This is a genomic window from Roseateles sp. (assembly GCF_019237615.1).
Classification (GTDB): domain Bacteria; phylum Pseudomonadota; class Gammaproteobacteria; order Burkholderiales; family Burkholderiaceae_C; genus Pelomonas.
In genome coordinates, this window is sequence record NZ_JAFAGT010000001.1 from 135,021 (window position 1) to 152,137 (window position 17,117).

Annotated in this window: 16 protein-coding genes; 14 read left to right on the top strand and 2 right to left on the bottom strand. The window is 69.5% G+C overall.

The features are described 5' to 3' along the window. The first annotated feature begins 18 nt into the window (after positions 1 to 18). Genes lpdA through JOY88_RS00670 form a run of 3 tightly spaced genes read left to right on the top strand, consistent with a single transcriptional unit; the run spans position 19 to position 3,117 of the window. Entirely contained in the window at positions 19 to 1,440 is a 1,422-nt protein-coding gene (lpdA, locus tag JOY88_RS00660; protein WP_293499424.1) for a dihydrolipoyl dehydrogenase, read from the top strand. A 1-nt stretch (position 1,441) separates the two neighbouring features. Next, positions 1,442 to 2,542: a cell division protein ZapE gene (gene zapE, locus JOY88_RS00665; RefSeq protein ID WP_293499426.1), complete on the top strand. Its 1,101-nt coding sequence runs from the start codon at positions 1,442 to 1,444 to the stop codon at positions 2,540 to 2,542. Beyond that, positions 2,539 to 3,117, top strand: coding sequence for a hypothetical protein (locus JOY88_RS00670; RefSeq protein WP_293499428.1), 579 nt, complete (start codon positions 2,539 to 2,541; stop codon positions 3,115 to 3,117). Before zapE ends, JOY88_RS00670 begins: the two co-directional genes overlap by 4 nt. A gap of 33 nt (positions 3,118 to 3,150) precedes the next feature. On the opposite strand, the gene JOY88_RS00675 is transcribed toward JOY88_RS00670, so the two are convergent. Further along, entirely contained in the window at positions 3,151 to 3,921 is a 771-nt protein-coding gene (locus JOY88_RS00675; protein ID WP_293499430.1) for a PP2C family protein-serine/threonine phosphatase, read from the bottom strand. A 63-nt stretch (positions 3,922 to 3,984) separates the two neighbouring features. Here JOY88_RS00675 and JOY88_RS00680 point away from each other — a divergent pair, with 63 nt between their 5' ends. Next, positions 3,985 to 4,188 (top strand): YdcH family protein, encoded by a 204-nt coding sequence (locus tag JOY88_RS00680; protein WP_293499431.1) that lies wholly within the window; start codon positions 3,985 to 3,987, stop codon positions 4,186 to 4,188. Further along, complete coding sequence (gene yoaA, locus JOY88_RS00685; RefSeq protein WP_293499432.1) at positions 4,175 to 6,226, top strand: DNA repair helicase YoaA; 2,052 nt, start codon at positions 4,175 to 4,177, stop codon at positions 6,224 to 6,226. Before JOY88_RS00680 ends, yoaA begins: the two co-directional genes overlap by 14 nt. Before the next feature lie 108 nt (positions 6,227 to 6,334). Here yoaA and bamD read toward each other — a convergent pair whose 3' ends face one another. Next, positions 6,335 to 7,150 (bottom strand): outer membrane protein assembly factor BamD, encoded by an 816-nt coding sequence (bamD, locus tag JOY88_RS00690; RefSeq protein ID WP_293499434.1) that lies wholly within the window; start codon positions 7,148 to 7,150, stop codon positions 6,335 to 6,337. Between the two features lie 43 nt (positions 7,151 to 7,193). On the opposite strand from bamD, the gene JOY88_RS00695 reads away from it, so the two are divergent. The 9 genes from JOY88_RS00695 (at position 7,194) to hisS (ending at position 17,115) form a co-directional block, all read left to right on the top strand. Continuing rightward, positions 7,194 to 8,192: an RluA family pseudouridine synthase gene (locus JOY88_RS00695; RefSeq protein WP_524539171.1), complete on the top strand. Its 999-nt coding sequence runs from the start codon at positions 7,194 to 7,196 to the stop codon at positions 8,190 to 8,192. A gap of 243 nt (positions 8,193 to 8,435) precedes the next feature. Next, entirely contained in the window at positions 8,436 to 9,152 is a 717-nt protein-coding gene (scpB, locus tag JOY88_RS00700; RefSeq protein WP_293499438.1) for an SMC-Scp complex subunit ScpB, read from the top strand. After that, complete coding sequence (locus JOY88_RS00705) at positions 9,149 to 11,119, top strand: pseudouridine synthase (protein WP_293499440.1); 1,971 nt, start codon at positions 9,149 to 9,151, stop codon at positions 11,117 to 11,119. Before scpB ends, JOY88_RS00705 begins: the two co-directional genes overlap by 4 nt. An 87-nt stretch (positions 11,120 to 11,206) precedes the next feature. Beyond that, complete coding sequence (ndk, locus tag JOY88_RS00710) at positions 11,207 to 11,635, top strand: nucleoside-diphosphate kinase (RefSeq protein WP_293499442.1); 429 nt, start codon at positions 11,207 to 11,209, stop codon at positions 11,633 to 11,635. A gap of 42 nt (positions 11,636 to 11,677) precedes the next feature. Then, on the top strand, positions 11,678 to 12,787 hold the full coding sequence (gene rlmN, locus JOY88_RS00715) for a dual-specificity RNA methyltransferase RlmN (protein ID WP_293499444.1): 1,110 nt from the start codon (positions 11,678 to 11,680) through the stop codon (positions 12,785 to 12,787). A 24-nt stretch (positions 12,788 to 12,811) separates the two neighbouring features. After that, entirely contained in the window at positions 12,812 to 13,588 is a 777-nt protein-coding gene (gene pilW / locus JOY88_RS00720) for a type IV pilus biogenesis/stability protein PilW (protein ID WP_293499446.1), read from the top strand. 34 nt (positions 13,589 to 13,622) lie between these two features. After that, on the top strand, positions 13,623 to 14,537 hold the full coding sequence (locus tag JOY88_RS00725) for a helix-turn-helix domain-containing protein (protein ID WP_293499448.1): 915 nt from the start codon (positions 13,623 to 13,625) through the stop codon (positions 14,535 to 14,537). After that, positions 14,537 to 15,799 (top strand): flavodoxin-dependent (E)-4-hydroxy-3-methylbut-2-enyl-diphosphate synthase, encoded by a 1,263-nt coding sequence (ispG, locus tag JOY88_RS00730; protein ID WP_293499450.1) that lies wholly within the window; start codon positions 14,537 to 14,539, stop codon positions 15,797 to 15,799. The genes JOY88_RS00725 and ispG overlap by 1 nt, the downstream gene beginning before the upstream one ends. Before the next feature lie 8 nt (positions 15,800 to 15,807). Further along, on the top strand, positions 15,808 to 17,115 hold the full coding sequence (gene hisS, locus JOY88_RS00735) for a histidine--tRNA ligase (protein ID WP_293499452.1): 1,308 nt from the start codon (positions 15,808 to 15,810) through the stop codon (positions 17,113 to 17,115). The last annotated feature ends 2 nt before the right edge of the window (positions 17,116 to 17,117 follow it).

Genomic DNA, 17,117 nt, shown 5'->3' on the forward strand with positions numbered 1-17,117 from the left:
ATCAAAGGATAGATCAGCATGAGCACCAAGCAATTCGACGTCGTCGTCATCGGCGGCGGCCCCGGCGGCTACGTGGCCGCCATCCGCGCGGCCCAGCTGGGCTTCAACACCGCCTGCATCGACGAGTGGAAGAACGACAAGGGCGGCCCCGCTCCGGGCGGCACCTGCACCAACGTCGGCTGCATCCCGTCCAAGGCGCTGCTGCAGTCCAGCGAGCACTTCGAGCACGCCAGGCTGCACTTCGCCGACCACGGCATCAGCACCGGCGACGTCGGCATCGACGTCGCCAAGATGCTGGGCCGCAAGGACAGCGTCGTGAAGCAGAACAACGACGGCATCCTCTACCTGTTCAAGAAGAACAAGGTCAGCTTCTTCCACGGCCGCGGCAGCTTCGTGGCCGCCAAGGACGGTGGCTACGAGCTGAAGGCGGGCGACGAGACCATCACCGCCAAGCACGTCATCGTCGCGACCGGCTCCAACGCCCGCGCGCTGCCGGGCCTGCCCTTCGACGAAGACCTCGTGCTGTCCAACGACGGCGCGCTGCGCATCCCCGCCACGCCCAAGAAGCTGGGCGTCATCGGCTCGGGCGTCATCGGCCTGGAGCTGGGCTCGGTGTGGCGCCGCCTGGGCGCCGAGGTCGTCGTGCTGGAAGCCATGCCGACCTTCCTGCCGACGGTCGACGAGTCGGTCGCCAAGGAGGCCGCCAAGCTGTTCAAGAAGCAGGGCCTGGCCGTCGAGCTGGGCGTCAAGATCGGCGAGGTCAAGACGGGCAAGAAGGGCGTCGTCGTCCACTACACCGACGCCAAGGGCGGCGAGCAGCAGCTGGAATGCGAGAGGCTCATCGTCTCCATCGGCCGTGTGCCCAACACCATCGGCCTGAACGCCGAGGCCGTGGGCCTGAAGCTCGATGGCCGCGGCGCCATCGAGGTCGATGCCGACTGCAAGACCAACCTGCCCAACGTCTGGGCAGTGGGTGACGTCGTGCGCGGCCCCATGCTGGCGCACAAGGCCGAGGAAGAGGGCGTCGCGGTGGCCGAGCGGATCGCCGGCCAGCATGGCCATGTGGACTTTGACATCATCCCGTCGGTCATCTACACCAGCCCCGAGATCGCCCAGGTCGGCAAGACCGAGCAACAGCTGAAGAGCGAAGGCAAGACCTACAAGGCCGGCCAGTTCCCCTTCCTGGCCAACGGCCGCGCGCGCGCGCTGGGCGACACCTCGGGCTTCGTCAAGATCCTGGCCGACGCCACGACCGACGAGATCCTGGGCGTGCACATCATCGGCCCGATGGCCTCCGAGCTGATCGCCGAGGCGACGATGGCGATGGTGTTCAAGGCCTCGGCCGAGGACATCGCGCGCATCTGCCATGCCCACCCGTCGCTGTCCGAGTCGACGAAGGAAGCGGCACTCGCCGTCGACAAGCGCACGCTGAACTTCTGACGTGACCGAAGTCACCGAGCTCTACCAGCAGACGCTGGCCGAGCGCGGCTACACGGCCGACCCGGCGCAACTGCGCGCCGTGTCGGCCCTGCAGCGCTGCCAGGACGAGTGGGCCGCCTACAAGGCCCGCCGCAGCAATGCGGTGACCAAGCTGCTGGTGCGCCCGCCCATCCCGCGCGGCGTCTACATGTACGGCGGCGTGGGCCGGGGCAAGAGCTTCCTGATGGACTGCTTCTTCCAGGCCGTGCCGCTGACGCGCAAGACGCGGCTGCACTTCCACGAGTTCATGCGCGAGGTGCACCGTGAGCTGCAGGAGCTCAAGGGCATCGCCGATCCGCTGGAGGAGCTGGGCAAGCGCATCGCGCGGCGTTTCCGGCTCATCTGCTTCGACGAGTTCCACGTCGCGGACGTGACCGACGCGATGATCCTGCACCGGCTGCTGGACGCGCTGTTCCGCAACCGCGTCTCCATCGTCACCACGTCCAATTTCCATCCGGACGAGCTCTATCCCAACGGCCTGCACCGCGACCGCATCCTGCCGGCCATTGAGCTGCTGAAGGCCCACCTGGAAGTGCTCAGCGTCGACAACGGCACGGACTACCGGCGCCGCACGCTGGAGGACATGAACCTCTACCTGACGCCGCTGAACGGCACGACCGAGGCGACGCTGACGCAGGCCTTCGAGTCCCTGGCCGAGGCCCAGGACGAGGACCGCAAGCTCATGATCGAGCACCGCGCGATCTATGCGCGCAGGCGAGCCGGCGGCGTCGTCTGGTTTGACTTCGCGACGTTGTGCGGCGGCCCGCGCTCGCAGAACGACTATCTGGAGCTGGCCAGCCAGTTCCACACGGTCATCCTGTCCGACGTTCCCGAGATGCCGGTGCGCCTGGCCAGCGAGGCGCGCCGCTTCACCTGGCTGGTGGACGTGCTCTACGACCGCCGGGTCAAGCTCATCATCTCGGCCGCGGTGCCGGCTGAGCAGCTCTATACGGAAGGGCCTCTGGCCCACGAGTTTCCGCGCACGGTGTCGCGGCTGCAGGAGATGCGCTCGGCCGAGTACTTGGCCCTGGCGCGCCGCGAGGTCGATACTTCGCTGACATGAACCCGCCCGCACTCGTCCTGCTGCTCGTCGCGACGGCCGCCTCGGTCCAGCCCGCGACGCGTGCCGAGGTCGCCGCGCAGCGCGCCGCCATCGAGCAGCGGTTTGCGCGCGAGCAGGCCGAGTGCGAGAAGCGCTTCAGCGTCGCGGCCTGTCTGGACGACCTGCGCCAGCGCCGTCACGATGCGCTGGTGCCGCTGGTGCGGCGCGAACATGAGCTGGCCGCGCAGGAGCGTCGCGAGCGCGCCGAGGCCCAGGTCGAGCGGGTGCGCGAGCGCGAACTGGCCGCGGCCCAGGAAGGTGGGCAGCACCACGAGCGCATCGTCGCGGCGTCGGCGCCGCTGCTGCCGGCCTCGCGGCCGCTGCGCGCGCTCAGCCCCGAGCAGGCCGCGCAGGCCCGCCAGCAGGCCGAGCAGAAGGCCGACGCGGAGGCGGCACGGCGCCGCGAGCAGGCCCGGGAGCGCGAGCTGCGTCAGCAGCAGCGCCTGGACGCCCACGCAGCGAGAGAGAAGAGCCGCAGCAAGCCGCTGGCGGCGCCGCTGCCGCTGTCGGGGGCGTCGGCTTCGCAGCCGAACTGATGCGCGTCATGCCTGCGGGCCGCAGGCGACGATTCAGTCGAGGTTCTCGAGCTTGACGATGGCGATGGAGAGGTTGTCGCCGCCGCCGCGTGCGCGCTGTCGCGCCTTGCTCACCAGCAGCTCGGCGGCCTCGCGCGGTGGCAGGCTGTGGAGCACGCTGCCCAGCTCCTGGGCGGTGAAGTAATGCCACAGGCCGTCGCTGCAGCACATCAGCGTGTCGCCGACCTCCAGGCCCTCGAAGCGCTCTGCGGTCGAGGTCGGCTCCTGCACGGTACCCAGGCAGGCCGTCAGCAGGTTGCTCTGCGCATGCGAGCTGGCCTCGGCCTCACTCAGCTGGCCCTCATCGACGAGGCGCTGCACATAGGAGTGGTCCATCGAGCGCTTCACGAGGCGGGCGCCGCGGAACCAGTAGATGCGCGAATCGCCAGAATGGATCCAGTGCGCGCAGCGGTCACTGGAGACGACGAAGCCGGCGATGGTGCTGTGCGGCTCCTCCTCGGCGGAGATGGCCGTCAGCTTGATCATCAGGTGTGCCTCCGACGCGATCTGGCCCAGCAGCTCAGCCGGCGATTCGTCCTCGGGCGAATAGCGCTCGAACAGCTGGCGCGCCGTCAGCACGACCTGGTCGGCCGCCTTGCGCCCGCCGCTCTTGCCGCCCATGCCGTCGGCCACGATGCCCATCATGCAGCCTGCGACGCGCGGGTGGGCGATGACGGCCACCTGGTCCTGCTGGTAGGTCCGGTCCCCGCGATGGGTGCCGGTGGCGGCGTTGAGTCGGAATCCGGCGGCGATGGGAGGGGGCATGCTGAAAACTATACTTGGCGGCGAGCTTTCGGCCCGCTGCAACCCGCCCCAGAAACCCCTCGGATGGATGAACAACTTCACTCTGTGTCGCGGCGCCTCATCGAGCTGCGCATGGAGCATGCCGATCTCGACGCGATGATCGATCGCCTCGTCGAGCAGACGCCGCTGGACGAACTGGCGCTGCAGCGCCTGAAGAAGCGCCGCCTGGCCTTGCGCGACATGATGGCCCGGCTGGAGGCCGCCAGCGAGCCCGATGAACCCGCCTGATCTCGACGACTGGCTCGACGCCCTCGATCAGGCCACCCCGCCCGCCCCACCCGCCGCCGACGAACTCGAACAGGCTGTCGTTGCCGCCTTCGACGTGGACGGCCCGCTGGCGCGGCTGGACCCGGGCTACAGGCCGCGCGAGCCGCAGCTGCAGATGAGCCGCGCAGTGGCCCGTGCGCTGTCGCGACGCCAGGCACTTGTCGTCGAGGCTGGCACGGGTGTCGGCAAGACCTTCGCCTACCTCGTGCCGACGCTGCTGGCCGGCAGCCGGGCCCTGATCAGCACCGCCACCAAGAGCCTGCAGGACCAGCTCTTCCTGCGCGACCTGCCGCGCCTGACGAAGGCGTTGCAGATGCCGGTGCGCCTGGCGCTGCTCAAGGGGCGCAGCAGCTACCTGTGTCTGCACCGCATGAAGGAGGCGCGCGTGTCCGGCGAGTTCCCGGACCGACGCACGGCGCTGTCCCTCGCGCGCATCGAGCGCTGGGCGCTGGGGACTGCGACCGGTGACTTCGCCGAGATCGACGGGCTGGACGAACGCTCGCCCATCATTCCCATCGTCAGCTCCAGCCGCGAGAACTGCCTGGGCCAGGACTGCCCCGACTGGAAGGCCTGCTACGTCGTCAAGGCGCGGCGCGAGGCGATGGAGGCCGACGTCGTGGTAGTCAACCACCACCTCTTCTTCGCCGACATGACGTTGCGCGACAGTGGTGTCGCCGAGCTGCTGCCCAGCGTCGAGATTGCCATCTTCGACGAGGCTCATCAGCTCGCCGAGGCCGGCGTGCAGTTCCTTGGCACGCTGCTGGGCACGGCGTCGCTGATCGATTTCGCCCGCGACCTGCTCGCCCAGGGCCTGGCCCATGCGCGCGGCGTGCACGACTGGCAGGGCCTGCATGCCGGTGTTGAGAAGGCCGCGCGCGAGCTGCGCCTGGCTGCGGCCGGGCCGCTGGCCACCGCCGGCCGCGAGCTGCGCGGAACGCTCAAGCTGGGCTGGAAGGAGAGGGCGAATCAGCCAGGTTTCGCGCTTGCACTCGCGGGCGTCGAAACGGCGAGTGCTGCGGCGCTCGAAGCGCTGACCGCCGTGCGCGAGGCCGCTCCCGATTTCGCCCGCCTGTGCGAGCGCGCTCAGCAGTTGCGGGACCTGGCCAAGGCCTTTGCCGCCCCGCCCGACCCCGGCGACGTGCGATGGATAGACATCAGCCCCCATGGGGCGCGTCTGGTCGAGTCACCGCTGGACATTCGCGACGCGATGCAGCAGCAGTTGGAAGGGCCGCCCAAGGCCTGGGTGTTCACATCGGCAACGCTAGGCGATGACGAGGGCCTGACCTGGTTCACCGAGCCCGCGGGCCTCACCGACGCCGAGGTGCTTCGCGTGGGAAGCCCCTTCGACTATCCGGCCCATGCGCGCCTGTATGTGCCGCGCGGCTTTCCCAAGCCCGCTGAGCCCACCCATCCGGCCAGCGTCGCGCTGCTGGCCTCGCGCCTGGCGCGGGCGCTGGGCGGGCGGACCTTCGTGCTGACGACGACGCTGCGTAACCTGCAGACCGTGGCCGATGCGCTGCGCGAGCGCTTCGAGGAGGGCGGCGATGCCATCGCCGTGCTGCAGCAGGGCGCGGCGCCGAAGCGCGTGTTGCTGCAGCGCTTCGTGGACAACCCGCAGGCGGTGCTGGTCGGCTCGGCCAGCTTCTGGGAGGGCATAGACGTGCCGGGCGACGCGCTGCAATGTGTGCTCATCGACAAGCTGCCCTTCCCGCCGCCCAACGACCCCCTCGTTGAGGCGCGCGTGCAGCGCCTGGAGGCCCAGGGGCGCAATGCTTTCGCGGAGTACTTCGTTGCCGAAGCGGCCATCGCGCTGAAGCAGGGCGCCGGGCGTCTGATCCGCACCGAAACCGATCGTGGCCTGCTGGTGGTGTGCGACCCGCGCATGGCGGGCATGAACTACGGCCGCCGCCTGCGCGCAGCCTTGCCGCCGATGACGGCGGTGGCCAACGAGGCCGAGGCGCTGGCGTGGTTGCAGCGCCTCAATGAAGAACGGGCCTGACAGGCCCGTATTGATGGCGGTCAACCCGCCAAGCTTCGCCGCTCCTCGGGGGAGTGACCCGACTCAATCGCGTTCAGCGATGCGAGGCTGGGCGAGAGGCGCCCTGCTTCACCAGAGTTGCCACCAGGGCTTGCGCTTGGATGAGTTGCCCGTGGCGTAGACGCTGCTGGGGAAATTCTTGTCCAGCACGCGGCGGGCATCGTCGCGCAGCTGGGTCAGGCCCAGCTTGTCGTAGCTCTCGCTCATGATGAACAGGCCTTCCTCGATGCCCGGTGCATGCTGGAACTCGGCCACGGCGCTCTGTGCGCGGTTGGCCGCGGCGACATAGGCCTTGCGATTGAAGTAGTAGCGCGCCACGTGGATCTCGTAGGCCGCCAGCGTGTTCGTGATGAAGTTGATGCGCGTCGTCGCCTCGGCCGAGTACTTGGACTCGGGGAACTGCTCGACGAGCTGGCGGAAGGCCAGCAGGGCCTCGCGCGAGGCTTGCTGGTCGCGCTCGGCCACGTCCTGGTTGGCCAGGCGGCCGAACAGGCCCAGGTCCTCGTTGAAGTTGACGATGCCCTTCATGTAGAGGGCGTAGTCCATCGCCGGACTGGACGGGTTGAGCTTGATGAAGCGATCCAGCGTCGCGATCGCCTGGGCGCGCTCGTTGGTCTTGTAGTAGGCCCAGGCCACGTCCAGCGTCGCCTGCTGACCCATGGGCGTGCCGGCGGCACGGCCCTCGATCTTCTCCAGCGACTTGATGGCGCGGTCGTAGCTGCCGGCGTTCAGGTCGTCCTTGGCGTCTGCATACAATTTGTCCAGCGCTGCCTGGGAGTTTGGATCCTCCTTGGCCGTGGAGCCGCAGCCGCTCATGCCAAGCGCGAACGCCATCAGGACGGCGCCGGCGACGATGCGGCCGGCCTTGAATTTCTCAACAAACATGTCTGGAGTCGACGGCGGTGCTGCCGGCTGGTCACGGGGAACAATGGACGCGGAGTATAGGGTGGGGGGTCAGGAGGACTTCGAGCAGGAGGCCGATGGTGGCGACGAGGTCGAGCGGCGCGGTGCGGACGTCGATGCCGCCGGCCATGGCGAGCGGCTGGACCGCTGGCTGACGCGGCTGGCGCCTGAGTTCTCGCGCAACCACCTGCAGTCGCTCATCGAGCGCGGCTGCGTGACGCTGGACGGCCGGCCGCTTCAGAAGGCGGCCCTCAAGCTGCGCGCCGGCCAGCGCATCGAGGTCGAGTTGCAGCCCACCGACGAGAGCCGCGCCTTCCGCGCCGAGGCGATGGAGCTGGACTTCGTCTACGAGGATGAGCACCTGGCTGTCGTCAACAAGCCGGCCGGCCTGGTCGTGCACCCGGCGGCGGGCAACTGGTCAGGCACGCTGATGAACGGCCTGCTGGCCCACCACCCGGCGTGCGCCAGCCTGCCGCGCGCCGGCATCGTGCACCGGCTGGACAAGGACACCAGCGGGTTGATGGTGGTCGGCAAGACGCTGGAGGCCGTCACTGCGCTGACACGCCAGATCGCCGCGCGCGAGGTGCACCGCGAGTACCTGGGACTGGCCTGGGGGCGCGTCGAGGAGGGCTTCAGCGTGGCGGTGGCCCTGCGGCGCGACCCGGTGTCGCGCGTGAAGATGGCCGTCGCACCCGCCAACCTGGGCAAGCCGGCGCGCACCGACGTCTTTCCGCTGGGCGTCGGTGACGTGCAGGGGCGGGCGGTCAGCGCCGTGCACTGCGTGCTGCACACGGGCCGCACGCACCAGATCCGCGTGCATCTGATGCACAGTGGCCACCCCTTGCTGGCGGACGTCCTGTACGGCGGTGCACCGGCCCTGGGCATGGCGCGTCAGGCCCTGCATGCGGCGCGCCTGGGCTTCGCGCATCCGGTCACGGGCGAGGCCTTGTCGCTGACCGCGCCACTGCCCGCCGACATGGCCGCCGCCTGGGGCCGGATAGGCGCTGGCGAGCTGCCGGGCTGACGGGGCTACAATGCGGTTCAGTTGGCGCGTCTGAGCGCCGTGCCCGGTGTCAGCAGATGATGCGGGAACGGCTGCCCGTCGCGGGATCGCAGTCCACCCGGAAGACGCCAACCCATCGCTGCGCACCTGGTCCATGAAGGCCGGTGCCGGACCCGCCCCAGCCCTCTGGCGAGCGCCTGATGAGCGCCCAGACCGGGGTCACAACGCCAGAGCTCTGCCCATTGAGGGTGCGAAGTTGAGTTCATGAATAGTCAGGATGCCAAGCGCGTCCTCGAGACCGCGCTGATCTGTGCCTCGCAGCCGCTGACGCTGCGCGAGTTGCGCAGCCTGTTCGCCGACGAGCTTGGCGCTGATACGCTGCGCGGTCTGCTCGACGAGCTGTCCCGCGACTGGGAAGGCAAGGGCGTGGAGCTGGTGGCGCTGGCCTCGGGCTGGCGCTTCCAGAGCCGCCCCGAGTTGCGCGACTACCTCGATCGGCTGCACCCCGAGAAACCGCCGCGCTATTCGCGCGCGGTGCTTGAGACGCTGGCCATCATTGCCTACCGCCAACCGGTTACGCGAGGCGACATCGAGGACATCCGCGGTGTCGTCGTCGCCAGCCAGATCGTCAAGCAGTTGGAGGATCGCGGCTGGATCGAGGCCATAGGCCATCGCGAGACGCCCGGCCGTCCGGCGCTGTACGCGACGACCAAGGCCTTCCTTGACGACCTGGGCCTGGCCAGCCTGGAGCAACTGCCGGCCCTGGAGGTCGGCGGTGCGCCGCCGGCCTTCGAGGCCTTGCAGGGCCAACTGCTGGAGGCCGCCGAAGAGGCCACGCCCGCAGCAGTGCCCGCCGAAGCGGAGCCGCCGGCCGAGGCGCCCGCGCCGTCGCCGAGCCTGTTTGGCGACGACGGCACGCCCGCACTCCCCAATCCCGACCCCCAAGATCTGCCCCCGCAACCCCAGCCCGAATCCGCATGAACGACGCTGATCAAGACAATCCCCTGCCTCCCGCCGCTGACGCCGAGGCGCCCGCCGCGCCCAAGCGCCGCCGCACGACGGCCAAGGCCACGGGCGATGCCGCGCCCGAGGCGGCAGCGGCCGAAGCCGCCGTGCCGGTGAAGCGCACGCGCCGCAAGGCCGAGGCGGTGGCCGAAGAGGCAGGCACCGTGCCCGAGGCCGCAGCTGCGGAGGAGGCTCCCACGCCGGCCCGCAAGCGCGCGCCGCGCAAGACGGCCGCGGCGGTCTCGGTGGTCGCGCCGGCCGAGGAGGCCGTGGTGGAAGCCGTCGCGGCACCGGCGCCCGTGGGCGAGCCGGAGCCCCTGTTCACGCTGGGTGACGAGGCACCGGCGGCTGAGCAAGGTGGTGGCGAGGCCGAGGACGAGGAGGGTGACGATGGCGAGCGCGGCGGCCGCAGCCGCAATCGCCGGCGCAACCGCAAGGAGCGCGCCGAGCGCCAGTCCGCCGTGCAGGCGGCCGGTGGCAGCGAACTGCCGGGCCAGGGGCTGGCGCCTGAGCTGGTCGAGGCCGCGGGGGCGCGCTTCGCCGACGTGTTGTCGGGCAGTCTGGATGCCGAGTCCGAGGCGCCGGATGCCGAGCCGCCCGTGCTCGCCGCCGCACCGGACGCGGCCCCTGAGGCCGAGGAGGCTGCCGGGGAGGGCGAGGGCGAGGCCAAGCGCGTGCTGGCGCCGGATGCCGATGCACCCAAGCTGCAGAAGGTCCTGGCCCAGGCCGGCATAGGCTCACGCCGCGACATCGAGGAGTGGATCGCCGACGGCAAGATCGAGGTCAATGGCGAGGTGGCCCATGTGGGCCAGCGCATCTCCTTTGGCGACCAGGTGCGCGTCAACGGCAAGCCGGTGCGCGTGCGCATCTCGCCGCCCAACCCGCGCATCCTGGCTTACCACAAGCCCACCGGCGAGGTCTCGACCTTCAACGATCCCGAGGGCCGCCCGACCGTGTTCCGCACGCTGCCGCGCGTGCAGGGCCAGAAGTGGCAGTCCGTCGGCCGCCTGGACATCAACACCGAGGGCCTGCTGCTGTTCACCAACTCCGGCGAACTGGCCAACCAGCTGATGCACCCGCGCTTCGGCGTGGAGCGCGAGTACGCCGCGCGCGTGCTGGGCTCGCTGAGCGACGAACAGCGCGCCAAGCTGCTCGAAGGCGTCGGCGTCGACGGCCAGACGGCCTCGTTCAAGAGCATCGAGGACGGCGGCGGCGAGGGTGCCAACCGCTGGTATCGCGTCGTCATCACCGAAGGCCGCAACCGCGAGGTGCGCAAGCTCTTCGAGGCGGTTGGCATGGTCGTCAGCCGGCTGATCCGCATCCGCTACGGCACCGTCGTTCTGCCGCGCGGCCTCAAGCGCGGCGTCTGGGTGGAGCTGGGTGACGACGACGTGCGCGTCATCCGCCGCCTGGCCGGCCACACCGGCAGCGGCCAGGGGCAGAGCCAGCAGCAGGGGCAGCAGCAGGGACAGCCTCAGCAACAGGGGCAGGGCAACAAGAAGGACCGCAACAAGCGCCGTTCCGACGACCGCCACAGCGGCGTCGGCCCGCGCCCGAGCCGTCCGCCCGAGGCGCAGCAGCAGCGTCCCCCGCGCGAGGAGCGCGCCCAGCGTCGTGACGACGACGATGAGGACGACGACTTCATCCCGCATCACATCAACCCGCTGGAGCAGACCTTCGACCGTCGCCACGCGACGGGCGGCAAGCGCGGAATCCCGCAGGGCTTCGGCGCCGGCGGCAGTGGCCAGCAAGGTGGCAACCGGCCGGGCAAGGGCGGCAACAAGGGTGGCGGCGGCCAGCGCGAGCCCGATCCGATGCAGACCTCGGTCGGCTATATCGGCGGTGACGCCTTCCTGCGCCGCGGCGGTGGCGGCGGTGGGCGAGGCGGCAAGGGCGGCGGCGGTGGCCGTTCGGGTGGCGGTTTCGGCGGCCGCCACCGCTAACACGGTCCGGGCAGGCGTACCCGCTAGGGTCATCCCTGCCCGCTACAATGACAGGCTTTGTCCAATACGCCCCCTCAGGAGAATCCCATGGCGATCGAAACCACCCTGTCCATCATCAAGCCCGATGCCGTGGCGAAGAACGTCATCGGCCAGATCTACGCCCGCTTCGAAGCCGCCGGCCTGAAGGTCGTGGCCGCCAAGATGGTGCACCTGTCGCGCGTCGAAGCTGAAGCGTTCTACGCCGTCCACAAGGCCCGCCCGTTCTTCAACGACCTGGTCAACTTCATGATCTCCGGCCCGGTGATGATCCAGGCCCTGCAGGGCGAAGGCGCCATCCTGAAGAACCGTGACCTCATGGGCGCGACCGATCCGAAGAAGGCTGAGAAGGGCACCATCCGCGCCGACTTCGCCGACAGCATCGACGCCAACGCCGTGCACGGCTCCGACGCCGCCGAAACGGCCGCCGTCGAAGTGGCGTTCTTCTTCCCCGGCATGAACGTCTACGCCGGCCGGTAAATCCCCCCAACGGGGTCGGTGACCCCGGCCCAGGAAGTTCGTATGGACGCGGTCAACCTGCTCGGTTTCGATCTGCCAGGCCTGGCCGCCTACTGCGAGCAACTGGGCGAAAAGAAATTTCGTGCGACCCAGCTGTTCCGCTGGATCCACCAAAAGGGTGCGTCGGACTTCGAACAGATGTCCGACCTCGCCAAGTCGCTGCGCGAGAAGCTCAGCGGCCGGGCCATCATCCGCGGCCTGGACATCATCTCCGAGCATGTCTCGACGGACGGCACCATCAAGTGGCTGTTCGACGTCGGTGCCGGCAATGCCGTGGAAGCCGTCTTCATCCCCGAGGACGACCGCGGCACGCTGTGCATCTCCAGCCAGGCTGGCTGCGCCGTGGGCTGCCGTTTCTGCTCCACGGGCCACCAGGGCTTCAGCCGCAACCTGACGACGGCCGAGATCACGGCCCAGCTCTGGTTTGCCGAGCACAGCCTGCGCCAGCGCCAGAACACGAACGAGCGCGTCATCTCCAACGTGGTGATGATGGGCATGGGCGAGCCGCTGCAGAACTACGACCAGCTTGTGCCGGCGCTCAAGACCATGCTGGACGACCATGGCTACGGCCTGAGCCGCCGCCGCGTCACGGTGTCGACCTCGGGCGTCGTGCCCATGATCGACCGCCTGCGCGATGACTGCCCGGTCGCACTGGCCGTCAGCCTGCATGCGCCCGTCGATCCGCTGCGCGACCAGCTCGTGCCGCTGAACAAGAAATACCCCATCGCCGAGCTGCTGGACGCCTGCAACCGCTACCTCGAGAAGGCCCCGCGCGACTTCATCACCTTCGAGTACTGCATGCTGCAGGAGGTGAACGACTCGCCCGAGCAGGCGCAGGAGCTGGTGCGCCTGCTGAAGAACCGGGTCAGTTGCAAGATCAACCTGATCCCCTTCAATCCCTTCCCGGCCTCGGGCCTGGTGCGCAGCACGAATGCGCGCGTGCAGGCTTTTGCCGAAGTGTTGATCCAGGCCGGCATCGTGACGACCGTGCGCAAGACGCGTGGCGATGACATCGACGCCGCCTGCGGCCAGCTCGCCGGCGAGGTGCAGGACCGCACCCGCGCGCATATCCGCATGGTCAGAGCACCGGTGACGGTGGCCAAATCCAGCTGACGTTCCAACGCCGAGGATTCGATGATGCGACTGCTGATCATTCTGACCGCCGCCTTGCTCGCCGCCTGCGCTGGCACCGGGCCAGCCGCCGACCGCGAGATCAAGACAGACTCCGACCAGACCGACGCCGACCGCCGCGCCGGCATCCGGCTGGAGCTGGCCCAGGGCTATTTCTCGCGCGGCCAGTTCACGACGGCGTTGGACGAACTCAAGCTCGCGCTGCAGGCCAAGCCCGACATGCGCGAGGCGGTGAACCTGCGCGGTCTGGTCTACGCCGCCATGGGAGAACCGGCGCTGGCCGAGGAAGCCTTCCGCCGCGCACTGGTCACCTATCCCAACGACCCCGACACGCTGCACAACTATGGCTGGTTCATGTGCCAGCAGCAGCGCTGGCCCACGGCCGACTCCCTGTTCGATCAGGCGCTGGCCCAGTCCACCTATCGCGCCCCGGCACGCACGCTGCTGGCCAAGGGAGTGTGCGAGGCCCGCGCCGGCCGCATGCTGGTGGCCGAGAAGACGTTGTCGCGCGCCTTCGAGCTCGATCCGGGCAGCCCGGCCATCGCGGTCAATCTGTCCGAGGTGCTGTTCCGCAACCGCGAGCTGGAGCGCGCGCGCTTCTACGTGAAGCGCGTCAACGCCCAGCCGGAGCAGCTGAACGCGCAGAGCCTGTGGCTGCAGCTGCGCATCGAGCGCAAGCTGGGCGACGTCGCCATGGTCGACGACCTCGCGCTGCAGCTGCGCCGCAAATACCCGCAAGCGCCCGAAACCCAGTTCCTGGACGCCGGCCGCTACGACGAATAAGCCGTTCGCGGCACACGACAAGAACGACAAGACGATGGAACCCAATTCCGAGGGACGCGCCAGCTCCGCAGCCACCGCCGGTGCCTGGCTGAGGAATGCGCGCCAGCAGCGCGGCCTGCACATCGCGGCACTGGCCGTCATGCTCAAGGTACCGCAGGCCAAGCTCGAGGCACTGGAGGCTGACCGCCACGACCTGCTGCCAGACGCCACCTTCGCCCGCGCGCTGGCCACGGCCATGTGCCGCGCGCTCAAGGTCGACCCGGCGCCCGTGCTGGCCCTGCTGCCGCGCACCAACGAGCAGGGTTTCGACGTGCGGCCGGGTCTCAATCAGCCTTTCCGCGAACGTGGCGCCGGCAGCCCCATCGACGGTGGCGTACGGGCCCTGCTTGGCCGGCCCGTCGTCTGGGGCGCGCTGCTGATCCTGGTGGCCGCGGCCGCTGTGTACTGGGTGCCGGCCGGCTGGGTGGGCGAGCGTGAGTCCGTCGCCAGCATGCCGGCCTTCCCCGCGTCCGGCGTCGTGGCGGTAGCCAGCGCCCCGGTGGAGTTCCTGGCGGCGTCCAGCACGCCGGCCTTCTCGCAGGCCTCGGCGCCTGCTCCGGCGCCCATGCCGGTGGCTTCGGCGCCGCTGCAGGTGCGCGAGGTTGCACCGCCGCCCGCGGCTGCGTCGGCGACTGCACCCGCGCCCGAGAAGACGGCCGTCGCCGTGGCGCCGGGCGGCGCGCTGCGCGTCACCGCCACTGCCGTGACCTGGGTCGAGGTGGTCGACGCTCAGGGCCAGACGCTGCTGTCGCGCGTGTTGCGCGAGGGCGAGCAGCAGGAATACAGCGGCGCTGCACCCTACAAGGTGCGCGTCGGCAATGTGAGCGGCACCCGTATCGAGTGGCGCGGAGCCGCCGTCGACCTGGGCGCGCGCGGCAAGGACAACGTCGCCCGTCTGGAGTTGAATTGATGAGCGAACACATCATTCCCGAGGCCGTCCCCGCGGCGCGCAGGAGCCGTCAGGCCCGCGTGGTCTGGGGCGGCCGCGTCGTCACCATCGGCGGTGACGCGCCGGTGCGCGTGCAGTCCATGACCAACACCGACACGGTGGACGCCATCGGCACGGCCATCCAGATCAAGGAGCTGGCCATCGCCGGCTCGGAGCTGGTGCGTATCACCGTCAACACGCCCGAGGCCGCCGAGCAGGTGCCCTACATCCGCGAGCAGCTGGACCGCATGGGCGTCGACGTCCCGCTGGTGGGCGACTTCCACTACAACGGCCACCGCCTGCTGACCGACTATCCGGCCATGGCCCAGGCCCTGTCCAAGTACCGCATCAACCCCGGCAACGTCGGCAAGGGCGAGAAGAAGGACAGGCAGTTTGCCCAGATGATCGAAGCCGCGATGAAGTACGACAAGGTCGTGCGCATCGGCGTCAACTGGGGCAGCCTTGACCAGGAGCTGCTGGCCCAGTTCATGGACGAGAACGCGAAGCGTGCGCAGCCATGGGACGCCAAGCCGGTCATGTACCAGGCACTGGTCGAGTCGGCGCTGACCTCGGCCACCTATGCCCGCGAGCTGGGGCTCAACCCCGACAACATCATCATCAGTTGCAAGGTCAGCGGCGTGCAGGACCTGATTTCGGTCTACCGCGAGCTGGCTCGTCGCTGCGACTACGCGCTGCACCTGGGCCTGACCGAGGCCGGCATGGGCACCAAGGGTACGGTGGCGTCCAGCGTCGCTCTTGGCATCCTGGCGCAGGAGGGCATCGGCGACACCATACGCGTCAGCCTCACGCCCCAGCCTGGCGAGTCGCGCACGCAGGAGGTGGTGGTCGCGCTGGAGATCCTGCAGGCGCTGGGACTGCGCCACTTCAACCCCAGCGTGACCGCCTGCCCGGGCTGCGGCCGCACGACCAGCACGACCTTCCAGGAGCTGGCCAAGCAGATCGACGACTTCCTGCGCCTGCAGATGCCGGTGTGGCGCAACAAGTACCCCGGCGTCGAGGAGATGAAGGTGGCCGTCATGGGTTGCATCGTCAACGGCCCCGGGGAGAGCAAGCATGCCGACATCGGCATCAGCCTGCCCGGTACCGGCGAGGCGCCGGCGGCGCCCGTCTTCATCGACGGCGAGAAGGCGCTGACGCTTCGCGGCGACAACATTGCCAGCGAGTTCCACGCGCTGGTCGAGAACTACATCGAGAAGCGCTTCGGCGCCAAGGCCGCGGCCTGATTGCATCCATGAGCGAGACCAAGAAAGTCCAGCCGCTGCAGGCGGTGAAGGGCATGAACGACATCCTGCCGCCCGAGTCGGCGCGCTGGGAGTCGCTCGAAGCCACGATGCGCAGCGTGCTGCAGCGCTACGGCTACTGCAATGTGCGCGTGCCCATCGTCGAGCCCACGGCGCTGTTCGTGCGCGGCATCGGCGAGGTGACCGACATCGTCGAGAAGGAGATGTATGCCTTCGAGGACCGCGCCGACAAGCATGGCCAGGCGGAGCACCTGGCGCTGCGCCCCGAAGGTACGGCCGGTGTCGTGCGCGCCATGATCGAGCACAGCTACCTGCGCGACAGTCCGCGCCGGCTCTACTACGTCGGGCCGATGTTCCGTCGCGAGAAGCCGCAGAAGGGGCGCTACCGCCAGTTCCACCAGATGGGCATCGAGGCGCTGGGCTTCGCCGGCCCGGACGTGGACGCGGAGGTCATCCTGCTGGCCCGCACGCTGTGGCGCGAGCTGGGCCTGAAGGAGGGCGAGGACGTCACGCTGGAGATCAACTGCCTGGGCCAGCCTGACGAGCGCCGCGCCCACCGCGAGGCGCTGATCGCCTATCTCGAGCAGCACCGCGACGTGCTGGACGAGGAAGCCCAGCGCCGCATGTACGCCAACCCGCTGCGCGTGCTGGACACCAAGAACCCCGCCATGCAGGCCATGGCCGAGGGGGCGCCCAAGCTGCTGGACTTCCTCGGCGAGGCGTCGTTGGCCCACTTCAACGGCGTGCGTGCGCTACTGGATGCGGTGGGCCTGACCTACCGCATCAACCCGCGCCTGGTGCGCGGGCTGGACTACTACAACCTCACCGTCTTCGAGTGGGTCACCGACAAGCTCGGCGCGCAAGGCACCGTCTGCGCCGGCGGCCGGTATGACGGCCTCGTCGAGCAGCTGGGCGGCAAGGCCACGCCGGCTGTGGGCTTCGGCATGGGCCTGGAACGGCTGCTGCTGCTGCTGGAGACGTTGAACCTGCAGTCGCCCGCCGCGGCGCCGGACGTCTACGCCGTCGTGCCCGAGCCGGCCGAGCTGCCGCGCATCCTGCCCACGCTGGAGGCACTGCGCGCAGCCGGCGTCGGCGTGCAGATGCATGCGGGCGGCGGCTCATTCAAGTCGCAGTTCAAGAAGGCCGACGGCTCCGGCGCGCGCTTCGCGCTGGTGTTCGGCGCCGACGAGCTGGCGCGCGGCGAGGTGGCCGTGAAGCCCCTGCGCGACGGCGCCGAACAAGTGACCCGCGCACTCGCCGACGTGGCTGCCTGGGCGGCCGAATTGCGCACCGCATAATC